Consider the following 15,369-nt stretch of genomic DNA (forward strand, 5'->3'; position numbering starts at 1 on the left):
TCCGCGTCGTCACCACCTGGCGCGGGATGAACCTGCGCGCCCCTATCGCTCGGCCGCTGTTCTCATGGTGCCACCGTCACACATCTCCGATGATCGATAGCACGAAAGTCGTCTTGGCGCGGGTATAGGCTTCTCTATCGGTACGGTGCCTGGCCGCCAGTTCCCGCTTGAGCGAGGCGTAACGCCGCGCAAGCACTGGATCAGCGCGCAGGGCATCGCGAAACCGTAGACGCCGACACCAGTCGCTCTCGCCCAGTACCACGACGTGAAGATGATGAGTGCGGTGGCCGTTGGCCCAACGCATGAACCAGCGCCGGTCGGTGAGGGCGGCGTTGAATTCGGCCGATGTCGTGTAGTGCGAGTCGAGCAGTGGCTCGCAAAGCGAATCCGCGACGGCCATCGACTCGACACCGGCCAGGATGTCGATGATCGGCTTGGCGGGCATGCCGGGGATGGCGGTGCTGCCGATATGCTGTACATCAAGCAACTGAGCTGGAAACAGCCCGAGCAGGCGATCACGCTCTGCATTGAACAGCGCAGGCCACTGCGGGTCGTAGGGCACCAGTGCCACCGTTTCATGGATCGCCTGCTCGAGAGATTCGCTTTCCTTCATCTGGTGCCTTCATTGAACAGGGGAATCACCGCTCTTACCAGCGATTGAGACGTTGTTCCCGGAGCTGCCGTAAGATCCGGTGGGCATCCTCCTTCAGCGGCAAGTGGGCCGCCCACAGCAGATCCTGACGAGTATGGCCCATATCGTCGAGCATATGATCATCGTAGTCGAGCAACCGCAGGAGTCGCCGCCGGCGACGCCAGGCACGAATCCAGGCGCGACTCCAGTTCTCGATAGCGGTGATCAGCCCCAGGGGGGGCATGGCGGGCATATAGAAGTCCGGCATGGGCGGCTGCGCGGGCGTTTCCACTGTCTTTTCCGCTTCGAAACGCGGGTGGCGTGTATGGCCGAGGTCAGACATGACGACTCCTCCACTGGATGACCGCTCCTAGTGGCAGTCACCGGTTCGTGTTCTGAAATGGGTGAGGGTCGCGACCTCAAGGGGAAGCATGGTGGGTGGCGGTTGTTAAATCCAACGAAAAGATCTACATTTTGCTTTAAGTAAAATTGAAAGGTTTAGCCATGACACTCCCGACCTTGTCATCCCAGTCCGGCGCGCTGCCTCTGCTGGATACCGATGTCCTTCGGACCTTCGTGGCGATTGCCGAAAGCGGCAGTTTCACGCGCGCGGCGCGGCAAGTCTTCCGTACACCTTCGGCCTTGAGCATGCAGATCAAGCGACTGGAGGAAACCCTGGGGCAGCCCCTGTTCGTGCGCGAGGCACGCCAGGTGAGGTTAACCCCGGAAGGGGAGGTCCTGCTGGGCTACGGACGTCGCCTGCTCAAGCTCAACGAAGAAGCGGTCACCCAGTTTCTTGCCCCCTCCCTGGAAGGGACGGTGCGCTTCGGCACGCCCGACGATGTCGGCACCCGCATCCTGCCCGGTGTGCTGGCGCAATTCGCGCGTTCGCATCCTGCCGTGCAGGTCGATGTCATCATGGGGCGCAGCGCGGACATGCTGCAGCGGATGGACGCCGGCGAACTCGACCTGGTGCTGGTGACCGCCGGCAACCCGGGAATGGAAATGGAGGCGACCCGTGGCGACGTCGTGCATACGGAGCCGCTGGTCTGGGCCTGCCGAGAAGGCGGCGTCGCGCCCCGACGTTCTCCGCTTCCGGTGGCCTTGGCAAGCCATGGCTGTGTGTGGCGCAGTGCGGCGCTTGCCGCGCTGGATCGGGCCGGTTTGCCCTACCGTATTGCCTACACCAGCGAACACTGTGCCGGCCAGGAGGCCGCAATGCTGGCCGACCTTGCCGTGGCCCCCTTCCCGCTGAGCCTGGTGAAGCCGCCGTTACGCAAGCTGGAGCAGGATGCCGGATTACCGCCGCTGGGGGATTATCAGGTCGTATTGATTCGCCGGGAAGGCATAGGTTCGGCCAGTGAGGCGTTGGCCGGTCACGTAACGGATGCCTTTCGCGACCTACGCCGCTAACGATTGCCGATCAATCAGACGGACCGCGCCAGGCGATGGGGAATTCCCATGCCTGGCGCCAAGAGTGTCGGGTTCGATACGGCTCTCAGCTGGCTTCGAGCTGTGGCCGGCGTGCTTTCGGCAATGCCAGGTTCGGTGTCCAGGCGGGAGCACCGGGCGTGGTCTCGGCCAGAGTGAAGCCACCGACGATCTCGGCCAGGCGCAGCGATTGTGCCTTGAGCTGTTCGGCGGCAACACTGGACTCTTCCACCAGTGCCGCGTTCTGCTGGGTCATGCGGTCCATCTCGGCGACTGCCACATTGACCTGGCCGATACCGTCGCTCTGCTCGCCGGTGGCCGCGGTGATCTCGCTCAGCACATCGGCAACACGAGTGACGCTGGCGACGATCTCGTGCATGGTCTCGCCAGCTTGGCGCACCAGCTCGGTGCCACCGCGAACCTTGTTGCCGGAAGCGTCGATCAGCGCCTTGATCTCGCGGGCGGCATCGGCACTGCGACTGGCCAACTGGCGCACCTCGCCGGCGACCACCGCGAAACCACGACCCTGCTCGCCGGCACGCGCCGCCTCCACCGAGGCATTGAGTGCCAGCAGGTTGGTCTGGAAGGCGATGCCATCCATCACCGTGACGATCTCGGCGATCTGGCGCGAGGAGGCGGTAATCTCGTCCATGGTGGCGACGACCTGGGAGACCACCTCGCCACCGCGACCGGCGACTTCGGAGGCCGATTGGGACAGCCGATTGGCCTCACGTGCCGATTGGGCGGTGTGCTCCACGGTGCTGGTGATCTCCTCCATCGAGGCCGAGGTCTGCTGCAGGCTGGCGGCAGCGGTCTCGGTGCGTCGCGACAGGTCCTGACCGCCGCTGGCGATCTCGGTGGCGGCGATACTCACCGCTTCGCTGCTTTCGCGCACGTCGACCAGCACGTCATGGATCTTGTCGGCGAAGGCGTTGAACTGAATGGCCAACTCGGCGGTTTCGTCGCGCCCCTTGATCGGTAGACGCTGAGTCAGGTCGCCGTCGCCGGAGGCGATCTCACGCATGCGACCAGCCAGCTCGCGCAGTGGCCGAGCGATACCACTGCCTACCAGCCACACGGCGACCAGGCCCAGGCCGGCAACCAGCAGCCCCACCAGGCTCATGCCGATGATGCTTTGGTGGCGTTGATCGTTCAGGGTTTGCTGCAGCGCGCCGAGTTCGGCCAGCACCACATCCTGTGGCAAGCGGGTCAGCAGGATCCAGGGGGCCTGATTGTCGCCCACGGTAAAGGGCCAGTAGAGCTCGATCATGCCGTCGGCGTCGCTGACCTGCAGCATGTCACCGCTGCGCTGAGCCTCGAGTATCCGCTGGTGGACCCCGTCGCCGAGGAGTTCATCGGCCGAAGCGCCGAGCGAGGCCGGGTCGGCGGTATAGGCCGCGACGCTACCCTGTGAGGCGATCAGGGCCATCTCGCCGGCACCGGCGTAGAGCCCTTGGTTGGCTTGGGTCAGAAACTCCTGGGTGAAGTCCACCGACAGGTCGACGCCGGCGATGCCACGGAACTCGCCGTCGACGAGTACCGGCACATTGAAGGAGGTGACCATGCGCATGGTGCCCGCGTAATCGTAGGCTGCGGGATCGATGATGCAGGGGGCCAGGGTGTCACGCGGACACAGGTAGTATTCGCCCTGTCGCAGTCCGTTGCCCAGCGGTGCTTCGCTCTCCATGTTGTTCTCGTTGAGTGGCCCAAGCCGCATGCTGCCGTCCGCCTCGCGGACCCACCACGGGCGAAAGCGGCCGCTGCCGTCGGCGAAACCGGTGGTGCGATTGGCGAACAGGTCGTCGGCATCGAAGGCATTCGGTTCCCAGGCAATGTAGGCATCGAGCAATGCGGGGTTTTCGACCACGGTATTGCGTATCAGGTTGGAAAGTTCATGACGGCTCAAGCGCAACCGGGTGCGACCGTTTTCATCCTTGCTGCCCATCAGGGCGTTGGTATGGGCCAATTGGGATGCCAGTGTCAGAGCCCGGTCCAGTTCGTTGCGGATACGGCTGGCCTGCGCTTCCGCCAGAGAAGCAAGCCGTTCGTCGATGGTGTTTTCGAGTAGCGACCGGGTATGCGCGGCGACCACGTCCTGGGTGCGCGAGGTGGAGATCAATGAATAGATCACCAGTGCCGCTGCCACGGCCAGGATGCAGGCGCCGGCCAGGGTAACGACGAGCAGGCGCAGGGAACGGAATCGAAAGGACATGTCGTGGACTCGTTATTATTGACGAACGGGGGGAGCGCTGTGGTCACGGCATTCCGGCAGGAGAGAGGCGGCCGAGCCAAGACATTCGACCGTAGCGTATTCACTGCATGGATGAGATATCTACGACGACGCGGTATTAGTTATCTACGCCAAGGCGATTTCCCTCGTCGCATGGGTATGGGATCGATCAAGGTAACGCAGTGGCTTGTCGAACACAGCGCTCGACATCCCGTGAGGTAGGCACGAACTCTTCCCGCACCATCAGGATCAGGGCGCAGGCATTGAACCGATGGTCGTGGGCCGGATGGCAGATTACCTGCCCGTCCTCCTTTGCCACGTAAGCCATGAGAGTGCCCATGCCGGCCGCCATGAGACGACAGGTCACGTCGGCCCAGACGGCGTTCTCCAGCATTACTGGATAGCGCATGGCGTGATCGTCGCAGTGGGTGAACAGGTTTTCCAGAATCTTCTCCGCTCCTGGTGCCACCAGGGAGCGGACCAGCATTTCCGGATAGGCGCGAATCGGACGCAGGGTGGTGCTGGCCCCCGCCTGCTCGATCCGTCGGCGGCTGTCCTCGTGGACGCACTCGGCAACGGTGTAGGGCAGAGTGTCCTGGCACAGCCCTCGCAATTGCGTCAGCACATCCAGGGTGATGCTGTCGGACACCCGGCTATACTCATCCTGGGCCAGAACGACGATGGCCTTGGCCTGTGCCGGCGTAACGGCCTGCAGTGCCTGTGGGTCGGAGGGTTCGCCATGGTGATGAACCACGGCCATTTCGCGCAGATTTTCGGGTAGCCCATCCGGGAACGCCTCGGTGAGAATCTGCACGGGGGTATCTTCAAGCGGCTCGGTGGCTCGTAACTGCACCACCAGCCGCTCAAAGTAGACGGCGGCGTTGTTGTTGGGACTGTTGATGATCAACACATGGTCTTTCATCTGCCACCTCCAGCGGCCCTTGATCATGGATTCTTTGCGTTTGAGGCGGTAGTCGATGTAGTCGCTGGCCAACTGGGCCAGCAGGGTGATACCGGCGACGTAGAGCAACGCCACCGTGGCGGCGCGGCCAAGCGGTGTGGCGGCCGACAGATCGCCGTAGCCTACCGTGGTCATGGTGGTTAGCGTGAGCCATAGTGCATCCTCCCAGCCCATGGCTTCCAGGGCCACCATTGCGGCGGTGTGCAGGCCGGTGAGCGCCAGCAGCCAATAAAAGGCACGGCGCAGGCGCGGGCGCATATCGATATCAAGCCGCTGGGTGATCCGTTTGCAGGATTGGCGGCGGCGCAGTACGCGGAGAAGTCGCATCACGAACGCACCCGTACAGGGTGCCGAATCTCCCATCAGATGAACAAGGCAGTCAGGCGGCTCGGGCGACGTAGTATGCTACGCCACTCGATTACCGGACGCCAAACAGGGAGCCATTGTGCACCGCCGTTTGCCGGCCGTCATCGCTCTCGGAGCGGCTGCAATCGGCTAATGAAAGGATAATCAGGGGACCATGTTCAACTGTGGTACTTTCGAGGCGACGCATGAGGCCGTCGCGGAACTTTGCCAGGCCTATGAAGCGCCCCGCGTGCTGGACGTCGGCTGCGGTAGCGGTGCATTGCTGGCCGCTCTGGCGCCAGAGATCCGCTTCGGCGTCGGCATCGACAGGGACGAGCGCGCCGTTGCCCTGGCCCATCGTCGCGCGGCGGGCCTCGATAACCTGACCTTTCATGCCCTGCCCGTCGAGCAGCTCCCGGACCGCGACCTCGGCCACTTCGATGTCATCCTGTTCGTCGGTTCGCTGGAACACATGGCCGATCCACACATCGCCCTGAGGGCAGCCTGTGCGCGGGCGCACTGGGGAAGCCGGATTGCCGTCGTGGCGATTTCACCGGACGCTCCTCATGCGTGCCTCACGCGCAGCGCATTGCGGTGGAGCGCCGAGCCGGTGGTCGCACACCTGGGGGCCGACGGCCTGCGCTCCGTCGCTGGGCATGCGGGCCTGGAGGTGGACGACGTGCGGCCGCTTTACCGCGGGTCGCGCAGAACACGAGGCACCCGAGCCGTCGGACGGATGCTGAAAGGGTACGATAGCCTGGGCGGTCCAACCTGTATCGTCATCCTCAGGCCAGCCAGCCGATGACTGCTGTGCACGGGGGGTTGTAGAAGCTGGGCGCCAGGTGCTCGAAGGTCTCGAGAATGCCCCGGCAGATGCCACGCCAGTCATCGGATACCAGAACCATCATATTGCATTGAGATGACCGCGAGTGAGTCCGTGCTTTTGCCAAGTCTCTGTGGATAGACGACAATTTGCGCATGCAATTGCACTTTGACCGATTGGTCAATTTCTGTGCTAGTGTTTCTCTTTACTCTTCTCGATTGAGCGTGGTGTTGATGAAAAGAGCACTGCAGTGGCTGTTGCTGGTAGCGATGCTGGTTGGCCTCACCGGGATTGCCAAGGCCGAGGAGCCGACAATCGCGGTGGCTTCTTCGCTTCAATTTGCCTTGCCCGAAGTGGTCGAGCGCTTCCAGGCCGAGACGGGGCGCCAGGTACGTCTCAACTTCGGCTCCTCGGGCAACTTCCGCCGCCAGATCGCCCAGGGGGCCCCCTTCGAGCTGTTTCTCTCTGCCGATGAGCTCAATGCACTGGCCTTGCACGAGGAGGGCCTGACCGAGGGTGAGGGCAGTGTCTACGCACTCGGGCGACTGGTCTGGCTGCAGCGTGCCGGTCGCGACGATCTGCCCGAGGCGCCCCTGGCCGCTGTCGAACAGGCGCTTGAGGAATATCGCGAAACGGGGAGTCGGTCGCGGATCGCCCTGGCCAATCCGGAACACGCCCCCTATGGGATGGCGGCCCGCGAGGTGCTGGAACAGGCCGGGCTGTGGGAGGCAATTCAGCCGCTCAAGGTGTTGGGCGAGAATGTGTCTCAGGCGGCGCAGTTCGCCCTTTCCGCCGATACCCGAGGGGGGCTGGTGGCTTATTCCCTGGCGCTGGCGCCGCAACTTGCCGAGCGCAGCGAATATGTACTGATTCCCGAGGACTGGCACGCCCCCCTGCATCAGCGCATGGTGTTGATCGAGGGCGCGGGCGAAACCGCTCACGCTTTTTATGCCTATCTCCAGGGTGACGATGCCCGAGAAATACTGGCGCGTTACGGATTCGGCTTGCCGCCTACCGAACCACTGCACGAGGAGCCTTGATGGACTGGACGGCGCTGACGGTCTCGCTGCGTCTGGCGGTGCTGACCTGCCTGTTGCTATTGCCCATCGGGCTGTGGCTGGGGCGGGCCCTGGCAAGGGCCCGTTTTCGTGGCCGCGCCTTCTGCGAGGCGCTGGTAGCGCTGCCGCTGGTGATGCCTCCCACGGTACTGGGTTTCTACCTGATGCTGTCGTTCGGCGCCGATGCGCCTTTTGGTGCCTTCTGGCAGTCGCTGACCGGCAGCGGCCTCAACTTTACCTTCACCGGTATCCTGCTGGCCTCCCTGGTGGTCAATGTGCCCTTCGCCGTGCAGCCCATCCAGCGTGCCTTCGAGAGCGTGCCCAGTGACCTGCGTGAGGCGGCCTGGTGCAGTGGCCTGTCGCCCTGGCAGACCTTCGTGCGCATCGAGCTGCCATTGGTATGGCCGGGGCTGGTGTCGGCGCTGGCGCTGACCTTCGCTCATACCCTGGGCGAGTTCGGGGTGATCCTGATGGTCGGCGGCTCCATCGACGGCGAGACTCGGACCTTGGCGATCGCCATTTACGATCGTGTGCAGGCATTCGATGAAAGCGGTGCGAGTCAGATGTCGGCAATGTTGCTGCTGGTGTCGTTCGTCTCCATCGGGGTGGTCTATGGCCTGACCCGTCGTGGAAGGGGGCTGCGTGTCTGAACCGACCGTGTCCGAACCGATCCTGTCCGCCCAGGCCGTGTCCGCACTGCGGGTGCAACTGCACCAGGCCGATCCCATACCGCTGGCGGCCGAGTTCCACTGTGAACCCGGTGAGCTGCTGGCGCTGGTGGGGCCTTCGGGCAGCGGCAAGACGACGCTGCTGCGTGCCATCGCCGGCCTCTATCGCCCGGCTCGAGGACAGATTCACTGTGGCAAGCGGCCGTGGTTCGATACCGCCACGGGAGTTTGTCTGAGCGCCCAGCAACGGCGGATTGGCTTCGTCTTTCAGGATTATGCGCTGTTTCCTCATCTTTCGGCGCGTGGCAACGTCATGACCGCCATGGGCCATGTGCCCAAGGGAGAACGGCGCGCCAAGGCCGACAAGTGGCTGGCGCGGGTGCGCCTGCACGGACTGGAGGATCGTTATCCGTCACAGCTCTCCGGTGGGCAGCGTCAGCGGGTGGCGGTAGCGCGTGCCCTGGCCCGCGAGCCGAGCGTGTTGCTGCTGGACGAACCCTTCTCGGCGGTGGATCAGGTCACCCGTCGCCGCCTGCAGCGCGAATTGGCGCTGTTGCGACGGGAAATCCGAATTCCCATGCTGCTGGTCACTCATGACCTGGAAGAAGCCAGTGCCCTGGCCGACCGGCTGTGCGTGCTGCATGGTGGCCGGACTCTGCAGGATGGCTCTCCTTCAGCGCTGTTCCGCCAGCCGGCGTCGCCCGAGGTGGCGCGGTTGCTCGACAAGCACAATGTCTTCCAGGGGCAGGTGGTGGAAGCGGGCAGCCGCCGCTTGCTGGAATGGGGACCGTGGCGGCTCGAGGTCGAGTCCGGTCTCGACGACGTGGGCCATGGCGATAGCGTGTCGTGGTATGTGCCACCTTCCGACGTGATTCTGCACCGGCGTGGCCGGCCGTCGCATGGCGAGCGGGAAAACCCGGTGACGGGGCGGGTCAGCGAGATGATCGTACTGGGAGGCATGACGCTGGTTACCCTGGCCTTTGCGCATACCGAGGATACGCTGCGCTTCGAGATCTCGACGCATGCCGCCCGCCGCAACGCTCTGGACCATGGTGAAGAGGTTCGCGTCTCGCTGCTGGCGCAGGGCATTCATGTCATGTCCCCCGAGGCGGGCTGAACGATATCAGGCGGTAGGCGTGGCCGTATCAGGGTGGCCGAAGTACTCGCAACAATCGCGGCCATTGGTCTTGGCGCGATAGAGCGCGTCATCGGCCTGCATCAGGAGTTGTTTGAGCGTGGCCCCCGCGTGGTGGGTCGCGATGCCAACACTGATCGTGACGACGAGGGTATCGCCGTGTTCGGTGCGAGTCCGAATGGCCTTGACGGCATTGCGTAGCGTTTCCGCGATCTGCCAGGCATCGTCCGCGCTGACATCGGGCAGTAGAGCGGCGAATTCTTCGCCGCCCAGCCGCCCCACGATACCGAGGTCGCTCAAATGTCGGTCGAGCTGCTGGGCCACCTTCCGCAGTATGTCGTCACCCACCTGGTGACCGTATTCATCATTGATGCGCTTGAACAGGTCGATATCGATGGCCAGGGCGGCGCAGAGGCGGCCATCGCGATCAGCTCGCTGCAGTTGCTTGAGACTACGCAGCAGGAAGGTGCGACGGTTGGGCAGACCGGTCAGCGTGTCGGTGGAGGCCAACTGTTTGAGTTCACGCTCCATGTGTTTGCGCTCGCTGATGTCGAGGCTCCAGATCAGCCAGACAGGCTGGGACTCGAGTTGCAGATGGCGCACCGAGAGCAATGCCCAGTAAGGGGCTCGGGGGGCGAGTTGTGCTTCCCAGTTGTCCAGCGCCTTCTGGGTCATCAGGCGCTGCTGGAATAGCTCATACTGGCGAGAGTCGACGAAGAGGTGGCGCAACTGGAAGGCCGAGGGATTGGGGCTATGTTGGCGCAGGGTCTCGCTGACGTAAAAGACGCGTTGATCGTTGGCTCCGATCAAGGCCACATCGCTGGGGCTGGATTCGAGAATGGTACTCAACAGCGCCTTGCGTTCATTGAGGCTGCGAGTGCGCTCCGCCACGCGTTGCTCCAGTGCCTGGTTGAAGGCACCGAGCTCTTGCGTCAGGCGCTTCGCGCTGTGGTGGTCGCGAATCAGTTTCAACATCAAGGGAATGCAGCCGGCTCCCAGTACCAGCAGCGTCCAGGCAAGCAACCGGAAGGTGCGTTTCAGGTCCTGGCGTTCGCTGTCTACTTGGTTGGCGACGGCGATATTGGCGGCAACGATGACATGGTGAGTGTCCTCAAGCACGGCAGGCAAGCGTTGGACGATATCGCCGGCGACTCGCTCCGCCGCCGTGGTGTCTTGCCAGGAAAGTTGCGATGACCACTCATCCGCCAGATGTTGCAGGGTATCGAGGGTCGCTTCGACCTCGGGTCGTGGTTCGCTCAGGGAAGAGAAGACATCTGTCCGCTGCAGGGGAAGCAGCAGGCTTTTCATGACTCCCAGGCGTTGGATGAGGTGCCTCGGGCCAGTTTCCCCGGCCAGGGTGCGTTCCGCCGTTTCGATCAGATGGTGGGTTTCCGAATGCAGTTGATAGCTCTGCCAGACTTCGGTATGCAGGCCGGGGGCCGAGAATTGCGCGTGTTTTTCATTGACGACGTACAGGCCTACCAGGGTGGCGACGATCATGGCAACGAGGATGCCCAGCAGCGAGAGCATCACGAAGGGGCGGCCAGTCCCCCTGATAAGCGCCATGGTCGGTTTCATTCTGCACGGATCTCGCTGAGCTGCCATACCGTGCGGCTGTAGTAGGTGCGCTTCATCAGGGCAGGATATTGGGCATAGGGATACATGATGACCAGCGGACCGTGTTCGCTGAAGGGCAGGTATTCACCATTGCGACGATAGGCAATGATGGGGTCGAAGTGCTCGATATCGTGGCGTGGGATGATCTCATGGTAGTTGTCCAGAGCGCTGGCCGTAAGGCGCTGGGGCAAGGGCTCGCCCAAGGCTTCCAGCAGGACGCTCAGTGATACCCCGAACCACTCGGCGCTTTCGTCACCGATATCCGGGATGAAGCCACCGACGGTGCGCGCCGGTAATGCTTCGAGGTCGTCCAGCGTCAGGGTGTAGGCCTCGCCACCGCCGGTCGGGTAGAGGGTCAGGATCGGCATGTCGCGAGGATAGGGAGGGTTGGCGAAGGCTTGGCCGGTGAGTGTCAGGGCGGCCAACAGGATCATGAATACACCTGACATGACGGGAATCTTGTGCGGAAGCGAGAGAAAACGCATGGCGAGGGACCCCAGGGTTATTGTTTACTGTGTCATCGGTGCCGGGTGCGAAAACCGCAGTACAGCGCACTGGCATGATGCTGTCATTGATATCGTTATGGAACCCTAATATGACCGTTTCGCGTCGCAAGGTGCTAATCGCCTTTTCCGCGCTTGTCGCAGCGGGATGTCTTTCCCCGGCAGGGCTGCTGGCATCACCGACATCTCAGGCACCCGGCCTGGGACGTGACACGCTTTCCATTCATAGCGACCAGGGGCCTCATAAGTTGCAGGTGGAGATCGCCAGCACCTTGGCCCAGCGCGGCCGTGGGCTGATGGATCGTGACAGTCTTGCCGCCGATGCCGGCATGTTGTTCGTCTATGACCGTCCTCAGCCGCAGCGCAGCGGGTTCTGGATGTATCGTACCCGGATCCCGCTGGATATTGCCTTTATCGGCGGCGATGGCCGTATCTTGCACATCGCCAGCATGACACCCTGCGAGTCTTCGGATCCCGGGGAGTGTCCGGTGACCCGTCCTAGTGCCACCTATGTGGCGGCGCTGGAAGTGAATGCCGGCTATTTTGCCGAGCGCGGCATCGAGGTCGGCGATTGTGTCACCCTGCCGGGATACCTGGCCCTGGCCGGAGAGTGTCAGGGCTAACCCTGGGATTCCTGGCCGCTTTCCTGCGGCTTGCGGCGTGGCCCGAACCTGAGAATGATCAGGGCGATGCCGACGATCACCAGGGCCCCGCCGGCGAGCTTGTGCAGTCCCAGGCTGTCGCCCAGCAGCAGTACCCCAAGCAGTACCGCCAGCACCGGTACCAGCAGGGTCAGCGGCACCACCCGGTTGACCGCATGGCGGCGCAGCAGGCCGTACCACAGGCCATAGGCAACGATCGACGACATCACCGCGGTGTAGAGTACCGCTCCCCAGCCGGCCCAACCGGCGTTGGCCAGGGCGTCGAGATGGTCGCTCTCGAACAGCAGGGAGCCCAGCGCCACCTGTGGCACCGCGAACAGCGCCACCCAACCGGCCAGTGCCAGCGGTGCGATATTCGGTCCACGTTTGATCAGCAGTTGTGACACCGCCCAGCCCAGGGCGCTGAGCAGCAACAGGGCTAGTGGCAGCGGCGAGGGCAGGGTCGGCCCACCGGCCAGCACCACCACCCCGGCGAACGACAGGATCAAGCCCACCAGGCGCTTCGGCCCCAGCCGTTCCTTGAGGAAGATCACCGCCAGGATCGTGGCGAAGGGCGTGCCCATCTGCACCAGCAGCGCACCGGTCCCAGCCTCGGCCTGGCCCAGGCCAATGAACAGCAGGGCGAAGTGCAGGGTGCCGAAGGTGACCGACAGCAGTAGCAGGAAGGGCAACTGGTGGCGATATACCGGGTTGAAAGGCACCAGCAGCATGGCCACCAGCAGAAAGCGCAGCGTCATCAAAAGGAGCGGCGGCATATCGGCCACCCCTATCTTGATGACGATGATGTTCAAGGCCCAGATGACGATGACGGCCAGGCCCAGCAGCAGGTCGCGTAACGGCACGGTTCGTCCTTGAAAGCAGTCGAAAGCAAGACGCTAGCATACTAGCATGTCGGACCGATCCGCGTGCCGTATGGGATATCGCTCAAACCTGAGTCGGCTCCACCGACACCTCGGCCTGTGGCTTGTCCTTGAAGGTCATAAAGAACAGCAGCAACACCCCCAGCGCGAACACGGCCGGGAACAGCCAGATGCCCTGCCAGGCATGGCTACCGTCATCGTTCGCGAAGAGGTCGGTGATATGCCCCGCGACCCAGAAGCCGACCAGCATGCCCACCCCATAGGTGGCCAGGGTGATCATGCCCTGTGCCGCGCTCTTGAAGCGCTCGCCGGCGCGTGCGTCGGTGTAGATCTGGCCGGTGACAAAGAAGAAGTCGTAGCAGATGCCATGCAAGGCGATGCCCAGGATCAACATGAATACCAGATCGCCACTATTGCCGTAGGCGAACAGCGCATAGCGCAGGGCCCAGGCGAGCATGCCGATCAGCAGCGTCTTCTTGATGCCGAAGCGGTGGATGAAGACCGGCAACAGCAGCATGAACAACACTTCCGAGATTTGCCCCAGGGTCATCTTGCCGGTGGGGTTGGCCACGCCGATCTCGGCCAGGAAGGGGTTGGCGTTCTGGTAGTAGAAGGCCAACGGGATGCAGATCAGGATCGAGGCGATGAAGAAGGTCGCGTAGTTCCTGTCCTGGAGCAGTTTCAGGGCATCGAGGCCCAGGAGCTCCTTGATGCCGACGGACTCTCCCGTGCCGGCCTTGGGAGGTGTGGCGGGCAGCGTGAAGCTATAGATACCCAGCGCCAGGGAGGCGATCGCGCACATCAGGAAGGTGTTGCGCAACAATCCGGCCTCGATGGCCTGCGCCGAATCCCAGGCGAAGGCATAGCTGATGGCAAGGCCCGCCACAATCCAGCCGATGGTGCCCCATACGCGAATCCTGGCGAACTCCCGCGAGGGGTCGGTCATCTGGCGGAACGAGACCGAATTGACCAGGGCTAGTGTGGGCATGTAAAGGATCATGTAGAGCAGCACCAGTGGATAGAAGGTTGCGAAATCGTCCGCCAGGTACAGGCCATACATCAGCGCCGCACCGGCCAGATGCAACAGGCCAAGGATTCGCTCGGCATTGAAATAGCGGTCGGCGATCAAGCCGATGATGAAGGGCGCGATGATGGCGCCCCACGATTGGGTGGAGAACGCCATGCCGATCTGGCCACCCGTGGCGTCGAGGTTGCGCGCCAGGAAGGTGCCGAGGGTGACGAACCAGCCGCCCCAGATGAAGAATTGCAGAAACATCATGATGCTGAGACGCGTGCGTAGCATGTTCATGGCGTTACCCTTGTTGTCGTTGTGATGTCGAGTGGCCGGTGTGGTCAGTTCTCGTCAGCCAGCCCCAGGATCTTGCGATTGCGCGCTTGGCTGGCGGCGACAGCGGCGAAATCGTCGAAGGCGCGCTGCGGACGCTGAATCAGGTGCTCGGCGATGAAGCGTGCCCCCTCGGCGGCGCCCTGGCTGGCATCCTTCAGACAGCATTCCCATTCGAGCACGGCCCAGCCGTCGTAGCCGTACTGCGTCAACTTGCTGAAGATGCCCTTGAAGTCGACCTGGCCGTCGCCCAGCGAACGAAAGCGCCCGGGGCGTTCGAGCCAGTCCTGATAGCCGCCGTAAACACCGCTACGGCCGTTGGGCGAGAACTCGGCATCCTTGACGTGGAACATGCGGATGCGCTCGTGGTAGCGGTCGATGAAGTCCAGGTAATCGAGCTGCTGCAGCAGCAGATGGCTGGGGTCGTAAAGGATGTGTGCCCGGCGATGATGACCCACCGCTTCCAGGAAGCGTTCGAAGGAGGCGCCGTCGTGCAGGTCCTCGCCGGGGTGGATCTCGAAGCACAGATCGACGCCGGCGTCATCGAAGGCGTCGAGAATGGGGCGCCAGCGCCGCGCGAGTTCTGCGAAGCCTTCCTCGACCAGGCCGGCCGGGCGCTGCGGCCAGGGATACATGAAGGGCCACAGCAGCGCGCCGGAGAAGGTGGCGTGGGCCTTCAGCCCCAGGCGCTGGCTCGCCTTGGCGGCCAAGTGCAACTGGTCGATGGCCCAGGCCGTGCGCTCGCGTGGTTTGCCGCGCAGCTCGGGTGGGGCGAAATCATCGAACAGTTCGTCGCAGGCAGGGTGAACCGCGACCAACTGCCCCTGCAGGTGGGTGGAGAGTTCGCTGATCGTCACCCCGGCCTCCGCACAGCGACCCTTGAGCTCGTCGCAATAGGCCTGGCTTTCGGCGGCTGTTCGAAGATCGATGCAACGGGGATCCACGGTAGGGATCTGTACGCCTCGATATCCCAGCGACGCGGCCCAGCGGCTGATGGCATCGAGGCTGTCGAAGGGCGGTTCGTCGCCCAGGAATTGGGCCAGAAAGATGGCGGGGCCAAGGATCTGGCTTGACGGTCCTGCACTCATCGGTCGTTCCCT

The 15,369-nt window shown here is 63.2% G+C and carries 15 protein-coding genes; 6 read left to right on the forward strand and 9 right to left on the reverse strand.

Annotated elements, in window-relative coordinates:
- Positions 1 to 76 precede the first annotated feature (76 nt).
- Both ACFOEV_RS21450 and ACFOEV_RS21455 read right to left on the reverse strand, forming a co-directional pair.
- Positions 77 to 613, reverse strand: a complete 537-nt coding sequence (locus ACFOEV_RS21450) for a GrpB family protein (RefSeq protein WP_386776972.1) — start codon at positions 611 to 613, stop codon at positions 77 to 79.
- Between the two features lie 34 nt (positions 614 to 647).
- Positions 648 to 974, reverse strand: coding sequence for a hypothetical protein (locus ACFOEV_RS21455; RefSeq protein ID WP_386776974.1), 327 nt, complete (start codon positions 972 to 974; stop codon positions 648 to 650).
- A 161-nt stretch (positions 975 to 1,135) separates the two neighbouring features.
- Here ACFOEV_RS21455 and ACFOEV_RS21460 point away from each other — a divergent pair, with 161 nt between their 5' ends.
- Complete coding sequence (locus ACFOEV_RS21460; RefSeq protein WP_386776976.1) at positions 1,136 to 2,044, forward strand: LysR family transcriptional regulator; 909 nt, start codon at positions 1,136 to 1,138, stop codon at positions 2,042 to 2,044.
- An 85-nt stretch (positions 2,045 to 2,129) separates the two neighbouring features.
- On the opposite strand, the gene ACFOEV_RS21465 is transcribed toward ACFOEV_RS21460, so the two are convergent.
- Both ACFOEV_RS21465 and ACFOEV_RS21470 read right to left on the reverse strand, forming a co-directional pair.
- Positions 2,130 to 4,274, reverse strand: a complete 2,145-nt coding sequence (locus ACFOEV_RS21465) for a methyl-accepting chemotaxis protein (protein WP_386776978.1) — start codon at positions 4,272 to 4,274, stop codon at positions 2,130 to 2,132.
- A 187-nt stretch (positions 4,275 to 4,461) separates the two neighbouring features.
- Positions 4,462 to 5,580 carry an ion channel gene (locus ACFOEV_RS21470; RefSeq protein ID WP_386777075.1) on the reverse strand — a complete coding sequence of 373 codons (1,119 nt, stop codon included), beginning with the start codon at positions 5,578 to 5,580 and terminating at the stop codon, positions 4,462 to 4,464.
- A gap of 193 nt (positions 5,581 to 5,773) precedes the next feature.
- Here ACFOEV_RS21470 and ACFOEV_RS21475 point away from each other — a divergent pair, with 193 nt between their 5' ends.
- The 4 genes from ACFOEV_RS21475 to ACFOEV_RS21490 all read left to right on the forward strand — a co-directional run bounded on the left by ACFOEV_RS21475 (position 5,774) and on the right by ACFOEV_RS21490 (position 9,264).
- Positions 5,774 to 6,403: a class I SAM-dependent methyltransferase gene (locus tag ACFOEV_RS21475; RefSeq protein WP_386776980.1), complete on the forward strand. Its 630-nt coding sequence runs from the start codon at positions 5,774 to 5,776 to the stop codon at positions 6,401 to 6,403.
- Between the two features lie 251 nt (positions 6,404 to 6,654).
- Positions 6,655 to 7,461: a molybdate ABC transporter substrate-binding protein gene (gene modA / locus ACFOEV_RS21480; RefSeq protein WP_386776982.1), complete on the forward strand. Its 807-nt coding sequence runs from the start codon at positions 6,655 to 6,657 to the stop codon at positions 7,459 to 7,461.
- On the forward strand, positions 7,461 to 8,129 hold the full coding sequence (gene modB / locus ACFOEV_RS21485) for a molybdate ABC transporter permease subunit (protein WP_386776984.1): 669 nt from the start codon (positions 7,461 to 7,463) through the stop codon (positions 8,127 to 8,129). Before modA ends, modB begins: the two co-directional genes overlap by 1 nt.
- A complete protein-coding gene (locus tag ACFOEV_RS21490; protein ID WP_386776986.1) occupies positions 8,122 to 9,264 on the forward strand; it encodes an ABC transporter ATP-binding protein in 1,143 nt (380 codons plus the stop codon). The genes modB and ACFOEV_RS21490 overlap by 8 nt, the downstream gene beginning before the upstream one ends.
- A 6-nt stretch (positions 9,265 to 9,270) precedes the next feature.
- On the opposite strand, the gene ACFOEV_RS21495 is transcribed toward ACFOEV_RS21490, so the two are convergent.
- Entirely contained in the window at positions 9,271 to 10,848 is a 1,578-nt protein-coding gene (locus ACFOEV_RS21495; RefSeq protein ID WP_386776988.1) for a GGDEF domain-containing protein, read from the reverse strand.
- A gap of 8 nt (positions 10,849 to 10,856) precedes the next feature.
- Positions 10,857 to 11,348 (reverse strand): molybdopterin-dependent oxidoreductase, encoded by a 492-nt coding sequence (locus ACFOEV_RS21500; protein ID WP_386776990.1) that lies wholly within the window; start codon positions 11,346 to 11,348, stop codon positions 10,857 to 10,859.
- Positions 11,349 to 11,494: 146 nt separating this feature from the next.
- Between ACFOEV_RS21500 and ACFOEV_RS21505 the strand changes: the two genes are divergently transcribed.
- Positions 11,495 to 12,025, forward strand: coding sequence for a DUF192 domain-containing protein (locus ACFOEV_RS21505; RefSeq protein ID WP_386776992.1), 531 nt, complete (start codon positions 11,495 to 11,497; stop codon positions 12,023 to 12,025).
- On the opposite strand, the gene ACFOEV_RS21510 is transcribed toward ACFOEV_RS21505, so the two are convergent.
- From ACFOEV_RS21510 to ACFOEV_RS21520, 3 genes are all read right to left on the reverse strand, one after another.
- A complete protein-coding gene (locus ACFOEV_RS21510) occupies positions 12,022 to 12,906 on the reverse strand; it encodes a DMT family transporter (RefSeq protein ID WP_386776993.1) in 885 nt (294 codons plus the stop codon). The genes ACFOEV_RS21505 and ACFOEV_RS21510 overlap by 4 nt on opposite strands.
- 82 nt (positions 12,907 to 12,988) lie before the next feature.
- Positions 12,989 to 14,233: a nucleoside permease gene (locus tag ACFOEV_RS21515; RefSeq protein ID WP_386776995.1), complete on the reverse strand. Its 1,245-nt coding sequence runs from the start codon at positions 14,231 to 14,233 to the stop codon at positions 12,989 to 12,991.
- 44 nt (positions 14,234 to 14,277) lie between these two features.
- Positions 14,278 to 15,357 (reverse strand): sugar phosphate isomerase/epimerase family protein, encoded by a 1,080-nt coding sequence (locus tag ACFOEV_RS21520; RefSeq protein ID WP_386776997.1) that lies wholly within the window; start codon positions 15,355 to 15,357, stop codon positions 14,278 to 14,280.
- Positions 15,358 to 15,369 lie beyond the last annotated feature (12 nt).

The sequence above is a fragment of the Litchfieldella rifensis genome (genome assembly GCF_042646605.1).
Taxonomy (GTDB): domain Bacteria; phylum Pseudomonadota; class Gammaproteobacteria; order Pseudomonadales; family Halomonadaceae; genus Litchfieldella; species Litchfieldella rifensis.

Bases quoted from the DNA above. Each gene is read 5' to 3' on its own strand.
- ACFOEV_RS21465 (WP_386776978.1), bottom strand. From the start codon at position 4,274: ATGTCCTTTCGATTCCGTTCCCTGCGCCTGCTCGTCGTTACCCTGGCC.
- ACFOEV_RS21475 (WP_386776980.1), top strand. From the start codon at position 5,774: ATGTTCAACTGTGGTACTTTCGAGGCGACGCATGAGGCCGTCGCGGAA.
- ACFOEV_RS21455 (WP_386776974.1), bottom strand. From the start codon at position 974: ATGTCTGACCTCGGCCATACACGCCACCCGCGTTTCGAAGCGGAAAAG.
- ACFOEV_RS21520 (WP_386776997.1), bottom strand. From the start codon at position 15,357: ATGAGTGCAGGACCGTCAAGCCAGATCCTTGGCCCCGCCATCTTTCTG.
- ACFOEV_RS21505 (WP_386776992.1), top strand. From the start codon at position 11,495: ATGACCGTTTCGCGTCGCAAGGTGCTAATCGCCTTTTCCGCGCTTGTC.
- ACFOEV_RS21500 (WP_386776990.1), bottom strand. From the start codon at position 11,348: ATGTCAGGTGTATTCATGATCCTGTTGGCCGCCCTGACACTCACCGGC.
- modB (WP_386776984.1), top strand. From the start codon at position 7,461: ATGGACTGGACGGCGCTGACGGTCTCGCTGCGTCTGGCGGTGCTGACC.
- ACFOEV_RS21470 (WP_386777075.1), bottom strand. From the start codon at position 5,580: ATGCGACTTCTCCGCGTACTGCGCCGCCGCCAATCCTGCAAACGGATC.
- ACFOEV_RS21515 (WP_386776995.1), bottom strand. From the start codon at position 14,233: ATGAACATGCTACGCACGCGTCTCAGCATCATGATGTTTCTGCAATTC.
- ACFOEV_RS21450 (WP_386776972.1), bottom strand. From the start codon at position 613: ATGAAGGAAAGCGAATCTCTCGAGCAGGCGATCCATGAAACGGTGGCA.
- modA (WP_386776982.1), top strand. From the start codon at position 6,655: ATGAAAAGAGCACTGCAGTGGCTGTTGCTGGTAGCGATGCTGGTTGGC.
- ACFOEV_RS21460 (WP_386776976.1), top strand. From the start codon at position 1,136: ATGACACTCCCGACCTTGTCATCCCAGTCCGGCGCGCTGCCTCTGCTG.
- ACFOEV_RS21495 (WP_386776988.1), bottom strand. From the start codon at position 10,848: ATGGCGCTTATCAGGGGGACTGGCCGCCCCTTCGTGATGCTCTCGCTG.